Origin of the sequence: Lactobacillus nasalidis, from assembly GCF_016587775.1 — a bacterium.
GTDB classification, from domain to species: Bacteria; Bacillota; Bacilli; order Lactobacillales; family Lactobacillaceae; genus Lactobacillus; species Lactobacillus nasalidis.
Window position 1 is genome coordinate 1 of sequence record NZ_BOCG01000067.1, and the last position, 11,296, is coordinate 11,296.

15 protein-coding genes and 2 pseudogenes are annotated in these 11,296 nt (G+C 52.9%); 3 read left to right on the forward strand and 14 right to left on the reverse strand.

Annotation, left to right across the window (positions count from 1 at the left end):
- The 4 genes and pseudogenes from lacNas_RS14605 to lacNas_RS00700 form a co-directional block, all read right to left on the reverse strand.
- Positions 1 to 132 (reverse strand): annotated as a pseudogene (locus tag lacNas_RS14605) (LVIS_2131 family protein); the annotation flags it as partial.
- 17 nt (positions 133 to 149) lie between these two features.
- Complete coding sequence (locus lacNas_RS00690) at positions 150 to 695, reverse strand: hypothetical protein (RefSeq protein ID WP_201331986.1); 546 nt, start codon at positions 693 to 695, stop codon at positions 150 to 152.
- A gap of 315 nt (positions 696 to 1,010) precedes the next feature.
- Positions 1,011 to 1,205, reverse strand: a complete 195-nt coding sequence (locus lacNas_RS00695) for a helix-turn-helix transcriptional regulator (protein WP_201331987.1) — start codon at positions 1,203 to 1,205, stop codon at positions 1,011 to 1,013.
- Between the two features lie 2 nt (positions 1,206 to 1,207).
- Positions 1,208 to 1,705: a hypothetical protein gene (locus lacNas_RS00700; protein WP_201331988.1), complete on the reverse strand. Its 498-nt coding sequence runs from the start codon at positions 1,703 to 1,705 to the stop codon at positions 1,208 to 1,210.
- 173 nt (positions 1,706 to 1,878) lie between these two features.
- Between lacNas_RS00700 and lacNas_RS00705 the strand changes: the two genes are divergently transcribed.
- Positions 1,879 to 2,316, forward strand: coding sequence for a cupin domain-containing protein (locus lacNas_RS00705; RefSeq protein ID WP_201331989.1), 438 nt, complete (start codon positions 1,879 to 1,881; stop codon positions 2,314 to 2,316).
- A gap of 125 nt (positions 2,317 to 2,441) precedes the next feature.
- Positions 2,442 to 2,876: a hypothetical protein gene (locus lacNas_RS00710; RefSeq protein ID WP_201331990.1), complete on the forward strand. Its 435-nt coding sequence runs from the start codon at positions 2,442 to 2,444 to the stop codon at positions 2,874 to 2,876.
- Between the two features lie 55 nt (positions 2,877 to 2,931).
- On the opposite strand, the gene lacNas_RS00715 is transcribed toward lacNas_RS00710, so the two are convergent.
- Positions 2,932 to 3,585 carry an HXXEE domain-containing protein gene (locus tag lacNas_RS00715; RefSeq protein ID WP_201331991.1) on the reverse strand — a complete coding sequence of 218 codons (654 nt, stop codon included), beginning with the start codon at positions 3,583 to 3,585 and terminating at the stop codon, positions 2,932 to 2,934.
- A gap of 24 nt (positions 3,586 to 3,609) precedes the next feature.
- Entirely contained in the window at positions 3,610 to 4,251 is a 642-nt protein-coding gene (locus lacNas_RS00720) for an HXXEE domain-containing protein (protein WP_201331992.1), read from the reverse strand.
- Between the two features lie 109 nt (positions 4,252 to 4,360).
- Here lacNas_RS00720 and lacNas_RS00725 point away from each other — a divergent pair, with 109 nt between their 5' ends.
- The gene (locus lacNas_RS00725; protein ID WP_201331993.1) at positions 4,361 to 4,948 is read left to right on the forward strand and encodes a TetR/AcrR family transcriptional regulator; all 588 of its coding nucleotides are present in this window, start codon (positions 4,361 to 4,363) and stop codon (positions 4,946 to 4,948) included.
- A gap of 23 nt (positions 4,949 to 4,971) precedes the next feature.
- Here lacNas_RS00725 and lacNas_RS00730 read toward each other — a convergent pair.
- The 8 genes and pseudogenes from lacNas_RS00730 to lacNas_RS00765 all read right to left on the reverse strand — a co-directional run.
- Positions 4,972 to 5,319 (reverse strand): annotated as a pseudogene (locus tag lacNas_RS00730) (type II toxin-antitoxin system YafQ family toxin).
- Positions 5,319 to 5,597, reverse strand: a complete 279-nt coding sequence (locus lacNas_RS00735; protein WP_201331994.1) for a type II toxin-antitoxin system Phd/YefM family antitoxin — start codon at positions 5,595 to 5,597, stop codon at positions 5,319 to 5,321. The pseudogene lacNas_RS00730 and the gene lacNas_RS00735 overlap by 1 nt, the downstream one beginning before the upstream one ends.
- A 277-nt stretch (positions 5,598 to 5,874) precedes the next feature.
- Positions 5,875 to 6,366 carry a threonine/serine exporter family protein gene (locus lacNas_RS00740; protein ID WP_201331995.1) on the reverse strand — a complete coding sequence of 164 codons (492 nt, stop codon included), beginning with the start codon at positions 6,364 to 6,366 and terminating at the stop codon, positions 5,875 to 5,877.
- A 2-nt stretch (positions 6,367 to 6,368) separates the two neighbouring features.
- On the reverse strand, positions 6,369 to 7,142 hold the full coding sequence (locus lacNas_RS00745; protein ID WP_201331996.1) for a threonine/serine exporter family protein: 774 nt from the start codon (positions 7,140 to 7,142) through the stop codon (positions 6,369 to 6,371).
- A gap of 32 nt (positions 7,143 to 7,174) precedes the next feature.
- Entirely contained in the window at positions 7,175 to 8,719 is a 1,545-nt protein-coding gene (locus lacNas_RS00750; protein WP_201331997.1) for an ABC-F family ATP-binding cassette domain-containing protein, read from the reverse strand.
- Positions 8,720 to 8,733: 14 nt separating this feature from the next.
- A complete protein-coding gene (locus tag lacNas_RS00755) occupies positions 8,734 to 9,111 on the reverse strand; it encodes a hypothetical protein (RefSeq protein WP_201331998.1) in 378 nt (125 codons plus the stop codon).
- A 119-nt stretch (positions 9,112 to 9,230) separates the two neighbouring features.
- Positions 9,231 to 9,998: a response regulator transcription factor gene (locus tag lacNas_RS00760; protein WP_307865695.1), complete on the reverse strand. Its 768-nt coding sequence runs from the start codon at positions 9,996 to 9,998 to the stop codon at positions 9,231 to 9,233.
- The coding region (locus tag lacNas_RS00765) for a sensor histidine kinase (protein ID WP_201336104.1) at positions 9,995 to 11,296 on the reverse strand (1,302 nt) is incomplete at its 5' end. The genes lacNas_RS00760 and lacNas_RS00765, both read right to left, overlap by 4 nt.

Genomic DNA, 11,296 nt, shown 5'->3' on the forward strand with positions numbered 1-11,296 from the left:
GCCCCATTCAAACTTGTGCTGCCGCTGGATGATCATTTTCAGCCGCCGGCGGCGGATATTCTGCACGATATAGACCAGGTAGACGATCGCCCCCACCCAGAGGGCGACACCCAGAACGTTCCAGCTCCACATAAAAAATCCTCTTTCTGCTACTTATCAGCTTCAGCTGCTTTTTCCTTGGCTTTGGCTTCTTTTTCTTTGGCCTTGGCTTCTTTGGCGGCTTCCTTGGCCGCTGCTTCGTTTTCCTTGATCTGCTTGAGCTTCTCGCTCATGGCGTCGGCCAGGCGGTCGGCGGCGCCTTCAACGTCCGCCGTCAATTCTTCGCCGGTCATGAAGAGGTCAATCCGGAAATGGGAGGCGTTCAGCTGGTCGTTGGCCGTTTCGAAGTAGACATTGACCGGCTGGGCTTCATCTTCGTCAAAGAAGTTGATCAGCTTCTTGTAGTTGACCAGGGGCAGGTTGATGATGTTGGTTTCCAGGGCAAAAGTCACCGGGCTCTTGCCTTCCAGGACCAGCTGCACCTGCATGAGCCGGTCTTTCTTCAAGGCCGTGGCCACTTCCTGGACCATGGTCAGGGCGTGTTCTCTGAGCTTCTTCTTGCTTCGGGAAACTTCCGCGTATTTGATGCTTTCCATGTCAGACAGATAAGTCTGCTCTTCGATTGCTTTGGTTAAGTCTTTCAGGTTGATCTTCATTTTTCCCCACCGTCCAATTATATCTGTATCTACATTAACCAAAAAACGCCCCCGGTGCAAGCAAAAAAAGAGCCGGCCAGGGGGCCGGTTCTCATTAGGATTAATAGGAAATGTAGGTTGTCACCAGCACTCGACTGATTTATAACCTCCGGGGCAGCAGAAACATGGGGAAAATACCGCCGCTCCGGGAAATAGAGCCCGCCGCGCGGCAGGTCCTCTATTACCATGCTATTTTACCATATCTGCCCGCATTAATCCTTTATCGTGTGCGATTAACGCGAAAAAAAATCTAACTATACTTGAATTATTAAGGGCTTATTCTGGCCAGAAGAGGTCGTTCAAAGTTTTGTCCAGGGCCTGGCAGATGGCAATGCAAAGATTGACGGTCGGGGTGTAGTTGCCCTTCTCAATGGCGCTGATGGTCTGCCGGGAGACCCCGACAATATCGGCCAACTGCTGCTGGGAGAGGTCCTTTTCCGCCCGGGCCGCTTTAAGACGCAAATTTTTCACGGCTAAGCCTCCTCATGCCGGTCGATGACGGCCTTGAGCAAGAGACTGCCCACGATTGCCAGATAGGAGACAAGAACCACCGGGCCGACTGCCGCGTCAGTTGCCGCCCCATTCTTGAAGTAGACGACTCTGCCGCTCGTTATGTCGCCAATCTGGCTCATGAGCTGGGAGAAGAAGATGAGGGTCCAGGCCACGGCCAGGCTCAAGCGCCCTTTTACCGGGAAGGCATCCTGGAAGATGCAGTAGCAAGTCAGAACCGTCCCGCCCAGCATGACGGTCGTCAGGCTGGATACAAAAGGCGTAGCCAGGGACCGGTCAAAATGGATGCAGGCCAGACTGTAAAGGATATTGGCGACAAGCACTGTCCAGAAGGCGTATTTGTAGCCCCGCCCCCGGAGCAGGAGCTGGCGTTCATCCAGCCGCTGATGATTCTGCTGGTCTTTAACGGCAAAGTAAACAGCTAGACAGACAGTCAAAGCACAGATTAAAAAAAGTGTCATGATTTTTCCCTTTCATGAATCCTGATGTCAAATATACTTTACATTGATTATCAACTATGTCTGTCATAATATCAACTATATTTGACATTATTTTTTGGACAAAATGGATAAAAGTGTTACACTTAAGATGTCAACAAGTAAGCGATTACATTTATGATAGAAAGGTGATTGTCATGTTTGACTTCAAGGACTACGGACCGGATCCATGTGCTTTGGACTTAAAGCAGGCGGCCTTAGAAAATGAGAAATATCGTGAAACTTTGTGGACCGGAGACCACTTCCAGGTAACCCTGATGTGCATCCCTGCCGGGGGCGGCGACATCGGCCTGGAAATCCACCACGACAACGACCAGTTCATCTACCTGGTCAGCGGAACCGGCCGGGTGCAGCTGGGCAAGGACAAGGACAACTTGACCGTGGACAAGATCGTTCACGCCGGAGAAGCTGTCTTCATCCCAGACAACACTTGGCACAACGTCACCAATGCTGGCGATGAGCCAATGAAGTGCTTCAGCCTGTACGCTCCGGTAAAGCACGCGCATGGCACGACCGAGTCGACCAAGGCTGACGCGATAGCCCAAGAAGGGCCGCTGGAAGGGTCCGATGAATAATTTTGAAGCACGTGAATCTTTCACGTGCTTTTTTGCTGGAATATGCTGATTTTTTTAATAACGGGACTATAATTGGCAGTGGAATATGATTATCAGATGTTTATTATCATCAGGAGGAAGAAAAAATGCGGGCACTCAAACAGCTCTATCATGAGCACAAGATCATCACCCTGCTTTTGACCTCGCCAATCTGGCTCTTTGTCCTCTTCTCCGTCTTGTTTACGGCCAACGAGATTTACAAGTCGACCCAGGAAGGCGTGGTAACGGAAGTTTTGAACAAGACCCTGCCCAAGCACGGCTACAGCGACATGTACTATCTGAACCAGGTCAAGGCCGACAGCCATTTCGGCATGGGCACCACTTACGTCAGCAGCTTCTCAACCAAGCGGACGGTTAAAGAGAACCAGGCCCTCTTTGAAAAAGCTGGCAAAAAGATCGACAAGGGCGATTCCAGCCTCCCCTACTACAAGGAAGTCACGGTCCGCCGCAGCGGCATCGGCTGGAAGGTCACTGTCTCTGACTCGATCGGCCAGGAAGAAAGCAGCTACACCGTCAAATAGCAAACACAGCAAAAATGGAGCAAGGATAACCTTGCTCCATTTTTTACTGTCCCCCCTACCGCTTGATCCGGCAGAAGTTTTTAACCCGCTGGTAGTCTTCCAGCTGCCGGGCCGGGATCGGGCAGGCAGAGTCTTCTTTTTTGAGCAGCTGCACCGGCAAAACGACCGTAATTGCCATCAAAAGCGCCGCGGCCAGGACGCTCCACAGCCAGCCCCAGCCTGCCAGAAGACCCGTCTGGCTGACGTAGATAAAGTAGGCCAGGCTGATCGGCAAGAAGAGCAGAAGCGAAGTCGCCATGCCCGGGTTGTACCAAGTCTTCATGGCCACGTTCATCTTGATCCCGTGCCCCAGGACCTGGAAGAGGTTGAAGAACATGGTCGCCGCCCCCAGGTAGATGAACTTGGGGCTGAAGATGGCCCAAATGTAGAAAATCCAGGCCGACACGTTGACGATCATGATGGAATTCCAGTTGCCCGGAAATCTGTCATAGTTTTCAGAGTGGTTGCCGTAAAAGTCGTGGTTGATGACCGGACTGGCCCCGCCAGGCAGGATGTATTCTTCCGTCTGGTGCAAGAACAGGGCCATGGCCGAAGCGACCAGGAGCTTTTGCAGGTAGGAAGCGCCTTGCCCCCAGAAGACCATGTAGAAGGCCAGGCCGGAAAAAAACACCAAGCCGACGTGAAACCAATGATTGCGCAAAAATTTCATTTTATTTTCCCTCCAGTTTTTGGCTTATTTGTCACGCAGGACCTTTTTCATAATGACCCGGGACCGGTCCATGGACTCGGCCGGGAAGCTGTATTCCTTCAATTGGCCCAACTTCTGATACAAGGGCGACCGGAAGGCCAGCCAGTAGTTAAAGGCGATCCAGGCAAAGGCCAAGACGTGGTCCCAAATATTGAAGTGCAGCCCCGTATTCAAGAAGAAGACCACCGACACCAGGCTGAGCAGGCAGGCCGTCACCAGGCCAGGGTTGTACCAGTTCTTGATCTTGACCGTGAAGAAGATCCCGTGCATGGCCAATTCGACAAAGGAGAAGATGAAGACGGCCAAAAGCAGCCAGGCCTGCTTCGGGAAAAGCAGGGCCAGACCGTAGACGACAACGGCAAAGTACTCATTGCCAAAAGCCGCTGACGCGTTGTTCAGGCTCCAGTCGCGCGGGTTCTGGGACTTCTCCCCCGTTTCGGCCCACAGGCCCATGTAAGGAAAGCCCCCCGGCCGGTCCATCTCTTCAAAGAAGTGCAGCTGGAGCAAGGCCAGGGCCAGCAGGACCAGCTTGGTCTGGAAATCCCAATTCCCCAGAGCCGCCAAAAGGAAGATCCCGGCCGCGAGGTAAACCGCGACCCAGGCCCAGTTTTTCAGATACCATTTCATTTTTTGCCTCCGCAATTTTTGCTTTTTTCAAAAATAAAAGTCTCGTTTGTGTACTTTATGCTATGATCATAAAGTGAAACGAGACTTTTTACCAGCAAAGGGAGGCGTAATGGCACAAATGCACAAAGCTGAGACACATAGACGGACGGGGCAGATCAAACGGACCCGGGAGGACTTCGCCCAGGCCCTGGCCAAGCTCTTGAAAGACCAGAAACTGAGCGACTTGACCGTGGGAGAATTGGCCGACGCGGCCGGCTACTCCCGCCGGACCTTCTACCGGCACTACCAGGACCCCGCCGACATCCTCAAAGAAGAATTGGAAGGCGACGTGGGGGAGATTTTTGCCCATATCAAAAAAGAGCAGCTGCTCTTCCCCGAAATCACGGAATACTTCTTCTCCTACTGGAGCCAGCGGCGGGACTTTCTCCAGCTCTTGGCCAGAAACGACTGCCTCCACCTCTTCTTCTTTGCCTTAAACGACAAGCTGGCCGAGAGTGCCTTCAGCAGCAGCCCCTTGAAAAACAACCCCCAAGCCCAGCAGTTTGCCATCGGCGGGATGTTCCAGATGCTGATCTACTGGTACCGGCACGGCATGCAGGAGACGCCAAAGGAGATGAAGGCCAAGGCAGAAGAGATGCTGGCATATCTGGGCCAGCAGGCCAATTTGGAAGACAAAAAAGCCGCCGGAAGCAATTAAGCTTCCAGCGGCTTGCTTATTATTTACTTCTTGAGCTTTCTTGAAGCATTTTGGTCATGAAAAAGCCGCTCGTGTGATCCTGCGCGCACGGCCACCGCTACTAATTCATGGCGTTCGATGTACCAGATCACCAATACGTCATTAACGTCGCTTGGCTGAACTCATTTAGGCGTATCGCGAACATGGAACTCACGATATCCTGCTAAACGCCGCTTAAGAGGATGGTCACCATATTCATCTGGCAAGCTGCCTGTCTCCAAAATTTCATCAATCGCGGCTCTAATATCATCGATGATCGTCGGGTCTAGGCGGCCCAACCGCTTTAAGTCGGCATTAAAGGTCGCCCGCGGCCTAAATCTTAACTTTGCCATTATTTGAACTGCTCCCAATAACCATCGTCAGATTCCACAATTGGATCTTCTGGCAGCACATTGCGGCGAATCAGCTGGTCACGCGCGACTGCGTAATCCAGTGAGTCTTCTTTAGCCTGCAAGGCTTTTTCCATCCAATACAATTTTTCCTGTGAAAGAACAGCTGCAGACCGGCTGTTAGAACGAGCGATATATACTACCTCATCGTCATCGTTTACTTGGTCCAGATATTTCTTGATGTGGGCTCTGAAATCACTTTGAGTTACTGCTAAAGTCATGATTCACCCCTCCTTGTACTCAATATTGTACTTCATCCAGTCAATAAAACCAACAAAAAAGCCGCCGGAAGCAATTAAGCTTCCAGCGGCTTTTTACTCAAGGCACTTGCCAAACGGCAAATGTGACTCCTTCTCGTTCACATCAAGGGTGTGTCAGCATCGGCGCTTCCCGCGCCTGGCCAAAGGCCTGATGCCCTCTATCTCAAAAATACGCACCTTTGCGTTTTCCTCGACTCGTCGATATTCGATTATACGCTCTTTCCTGATCCTTGTAAAGCTACTTGCCCAGCTTCTCCCGCAGCTTGAGCCGCTTGACGTACTTGTTCCAGGCTTCCTGAAACAGGGTCGACAGCAAGAAGCCCAAGGCGATCGAAACCGTCACGATGGCCACCCGCATCATCATCTGCTGGGCCGCGACGTACTTGCCGTCGATCAGCCGTCTGACCACCATGTAGGCCGGCGCTCCCGGCACCAGCGGCACCAGGCCCGGCACGCTGAACAAGGTGACGGGGCACTTTTTCCACTTGGCCAAAAGGAGGGCAACCAGGCCCACGGCAAAGGCGCCCAAGGTGTTGGACAGCATCCGCCCGGCCGACGCCCTGGTCACCAGCCAGTAGACCATCCAGCCCGCGCAACCGCAGACCCCGCTCCAGTGAATCACCCGGTGGGGGATGTTCACCGTCAGGGCAAAGCCGACGGTGGCCACATACGAAAAGATCAAGTTGATCAAAACGTCCCAGATGTTGAAACTAACCTGCATCCCCAGCATGTTTATGCTCCTAAAAATCTAATCACGATCCCGACGCCGCCGCCCAGGGCAATCGCCGTCATGGCGGCCTCGCACATGCGGACGATCCCCGACACCCAGTCGCCCATGAAGAGGTCTCTCAAGGCGTTGGTCATGGCCAGGCCTGGCACCAGGGTCATCAAGGCCCCGATCAAAATATTGTTCACGTTGCAGGCCGGAAAAATCCGGCTGACCGCGATGGCTACCAGCCCCATCTCCATGGCCGCGATCAGTTCCGCCAGGAAGCGGACCTTGGTGTGGCGCTTGAGCCAGGAGTCCATCAGATAGCCGCTGGCCCCGATAATGCCCGCGGCCGGGAAATCGGCCCAGTCATAAACGTCCAAAAAGAGGACCATCAAGGTGGCACTCAAGACCCCAGCCCCGATGACTTGCAGCCATAAAGGAAAAGTCGGGGTCTGCTCTTCAACCTGCCTGAGCTTCTCTTCCAGCTGGCCCAAATCGATCTTTTTGTCGGCGAATTCCCGGGACAGTTCATTGACCCGGTCGACCAGCTCCAGGTTGATCGCCCGCTTCTTGACGGACTCCAGCTCCGTTACCGTGCTGCAGTCCCCGTCATCCAGGCTGACGAAAATCCCCGTCGGCATGGCAAAAACGTTGACCTCCTTGATGCCGGCATTCAGCGCGATCCGCCGCATGGTATCCTCCACCCGGTACATTTCGCTCCCGCCGGCCAGCATGAGGCGGCCCGCCTTCAAACAAGTATGAACGACTCTTTTGATGTATGCGTCTGTGCTCATTTTTTCACCGCGGACTTGCACGCAAGTCTTTCTTACTGATTCATGGCTTCGATGTCGACGACCTTGTCAACCCAGTCGCCTCTAAAGAAGTCCCGTTCGTGACTGACGATGATGACCCCGCCCGGGAAGTTGACGATGGCCTTCCGCAGGCTGTCCTTGGTCTCATTGTCCAAGTGGTTGGTCGGTTCGTCCAAGAAAAGCAGGTTGGCCGGCTCAAACTGCATTTTGGCCAGCTTGACCTTCTCCTGCTCGCCCCCGGACAGCTCCTTCAAAGGGCTCATGACCAATTGAGCCGTCAGCCCCATCCGGGCCAGGGCCTGGCGCAGTTCTTTGGGCTTCTTCTGGTCAAATTCGCCCTCCAAATACTGCAGAGGGGTCATGTTCTGGTTGGGCCAGGTCAGGTCCTGCTTGAAGTAGGCCAGTTTGGCCGTGGCCGACAGGTCAAAGCCCCCGTAAATGGGCGGAATCTGCCCCAAGAGGGTCTTGAGCAGGGTGGTCTTGCCGATCCCGTTGAAGCCGGTGATGGCCACCTTTTCCCCGTTGCCAACGGAGAAGTTGAAGGCTTCCTTGACCAGGGCCTGGTCATAGCCGATCACCAGGTCCTGGGTCTGCAGGAGCAGGTTGGAGGCCGTTTCAACGTATGGGAAGTCAAATTTGGCCTTCTTGCCGTTTTGCGGGGGAGTCAGAATTTCCATTCGGTCCAGCTGCTTTTGCCGGGACCGGGCACTTTTGGCCCGGGTGCCGGCCTTGTTTTTTCTGATATAGGCTTCAGTCTTGGCAATCTGCCGCTGCTGGTTGGCATAGGCCTTCAGGTAGGTCTGCCGGTTGGCTTCTTTTTGCCGCATGGCCTGCTTTAAGGTCCCGGTATAACGGGTGATGGTCCCGAAGTCGATGTCGATTATGCAGTTGGTGATCCGGCCCAAAAAGTCGTAGTCGTGGCTGACCACGATAAAAGCCCCGGCAAAGTCATTTAGGTAGTCGACCAGCCAGTCGATGTGGCCGACGTCTAAGTAGTTGGTCGGCTCGTCCAAGACCAGGACCTGGGGCTGCTCTAAGAGGAGCTTGGCCAGGATCAGTTTGGACCGCTGGCCCCCGGAAAGCTTGGAGACGTCCCGGTCAAAGCCCAGTTCTGCCAGGCCCAAGCCGCTGGCCACCCGGTCGATTTCGGTGTCCAGGTCATAGAAGTTGTTTTCTTCCAGATAGGTCTGCAAACGACCTGCCTTGGCCAAAAGAGCCTCGTCGCCGCTTTCGCTGTAGTCGATATAGAGCTGGTTCAGCCGGGCTTCATCTTCGTAGAGCTGGTCAAAGGCCGTTTTTAAAAAGTCCCGCATGGTCAGGCCTGGCGTCAGTTTGGCGTACTGGTCCAGGTAGCCGACGGAAAGCTTGTTTTGCCACTTGACGGTCCCATCGTCGGGGAGGATTTCCCCGGTCAGGATTTTGATCAAGGTGGACTTGCCGACCCCATTTTGGCCGGTGACCCCCATGTGGTCTTCCTTGTTTAACACGAAATTGGCGTCTTCATAGAGGGTCTTTTCCGCAAAGCCCTGGGTCAAGCCGCTGACGGTCAGTAAACTCAATCTTTTTTCCTTTCTTACAGGTGGAAATCTTCCGCCTGCTTGCGCTCACGGTCGTACTTCTGCAGGGTCTTGAGGATCCGCGGCCAGAGATAGCGCGGGGCGGTCAAGTGCAGGTGGTCGTCAGCCACCCGGAAGTAGCTGGGACTGAGCTTGGTCAAGCCGGAGAGGAATTCCTCATCCAGGTGGTATTTGTCAGAGATCCGCTGGATTTCGGCAATGGCGTATTCGGTGTAAGACGAGCTCACGAAGACCAGGATGGCACCGATGATGCCCCAGACCAAAGACTGAGTATTGGTCAAGGAGAAAGAGTGCCGGCAGATGTAGAACATGGCGATGAAAGTCATTACGCCGGCGATCCCGCCGTAGATGTATGGATAGTAGCGTTTTTTCACGAAAATCCCTCCTAATTCTATCAACTATCTTAACGTATTTTGCCCCCTGGATAGTAGGAAAATTATTGCTGAAAAGGAAAAAATAAGGCCTGGCTCTGGAATTCTCCAGGCTGGGCCTTTTATTTCTCTTGAAAAAGCTGGCGGACCTTCCGGCTGTTTCTGACCGAAAAATACTGGACGTCGCCAGTGATGAAGGTCAGCTTTTTCTCCTTCAAATCGACTTCTTTGACGTTGGCGGGGTTGATGACGCAAGATTCGCTGACCTGCACCAGGGCCGGGTACTTCTCCGGCAATTCCTTCAGCTTGCCGATGAATTCCGCCCAGCCGGTCGTCTTGACCAGGCGCAGCTTGTGGGGAACCGGCGTCGTCTCCACGTAAACCACATCCCCCATGCTCATGTTTCTGACGTCATGACCGAATCTGTAGCTGAAGGTGTTTTTCTGGATATAGCGGTACTTGGCGATCGCGTCTACCGCCTGCTCCAGGGAATAAGTGACATCCCGGCGCAGGTCGTCCGCGTTGCCGTTTTTGACGATAAAATTACTGGCCCCCAGCCGCCTTTGGAAGGTCAAAAAAGCCATGTCCTGGTGGCTGGTCACAAAAATCAGCTGGGCCTTGGGGTCCTGCTTCTTGATAATCTCGCCCAAGTCCAAGCCGTTTTGTTCGTCCAGCTTCTTGCCAATTTCAATATCCAAAAAATAAATGCCGGACGCGAGCGGCTTTTGGGTCAAAAAATCCAAGGCTTCATCGTAGCTGCCCGCCGCCTTGACGACAGCAAAGTCAAGCTTCTCTTCATCGCTTAAAATAATCTGCGCCCGTTTGATGCAGTCCTTGATCAAGGCGATCTGGTCTGGCTCATCGTCGCAGATAAAAACCGGATATTCTATTTTTCTCCCTCCTTCAGAACCATCAGACTAAATGTAAAAGTGTTGCCTGTCGTGTCCACATCAACAATCATTTGCCCGGCATACTTGTTCACGATCTCCAAGGCGTTGCTTAAGCCCAAGCCGGCGTGCTGGTCCTTGCTCGTGTAGCCTGGCTCAAAAATCCGCGGAGATGGGATATTGGCGGTCTTGTTCTTGATGACAAATTCGAAATCGCCGTTTTCCTGGTAGAACATGGCTTCAATCCGGCCGCCTTTTAGGCCGCTGCTTGCCTCAATGGCATTATCAAAAGAAATCCCGATGACCCGGACCAGGTCCATTTTTTCCATTTCCGAAACCAAGGGCAGCTGGTCAATGTCCTGCTGGCAGCTGAAGCGGTAGGGGATCCCTTGATCGTAGATTTTCGACAATTTGGTAATCACGATGCTTTTGAGCAAATCATCATGGATATGATTGACGTCTTGAAACTTGGCCAGGGCCTGCTCGTCAAAGTTTTCCCTTGAGTATTCATTCAGCTTCTCCAAGAGCTGCTGGGAGTTGTTTTGAGCGGCTGTCAGCTTGAGGCTGTTCAAAATATTGCGGTAGTCGTGCTTAAAACGACGCAGCCGGTCCTCATCCTGCTCCAAAGAAGCCGCGTAGCTCTTCAGTTGCTGGTTAGACTCATAGAGCTGACGATTCTGCGCTTGCAGGTGCCGCTCCTCTGCCTCGTTTAAAAGGGCGGTCTGATTTTTGATACTAAGACCAAAGCTGAGCACGGCATAGGCGCCTTGAACAGCCAGGATACCCAAGAGGATCGCCAGGCCAACCGACATCTTCTTCACTTGCATCCCGACAACGTATGCAAAAATTGTCGAGACATAAAGATAAGCCAGTAAAAACAAACAACTCGTCTGATAGCGGACATCGCTGATGTATTTGCGGATTTTTGGCAAAAGCGGCCAAGCGAGCAAAAAAACGGTCAGCAGGACTCCAAAATCAATCCACAAGCTGGTCGTAAGACTCTCTGTGAACGACCAGCTGATAATGTTTACTATGATATCTTCTAGCAAGCCAATAATGCCAATAATTAAGGCCGCGCTCACTGCCTGCTTGACCTTTTTGCCTTTGACCTGGGTCAAAACTAAGAGAGTCAGCTCAAAAACTTCGAAAGGAAGGTCAATGAAATAAGACGGAACCGATTCGATTGTGATCCCGGCAATCACGCCTATGAGCCAGATGCCAAAAAATATGGTCCAAGCCCGGCGGCTAGCCGGCCGCTGGTCAAGCAGCCGCAAAAAGCAGGCAATATTAATCATAGGCGC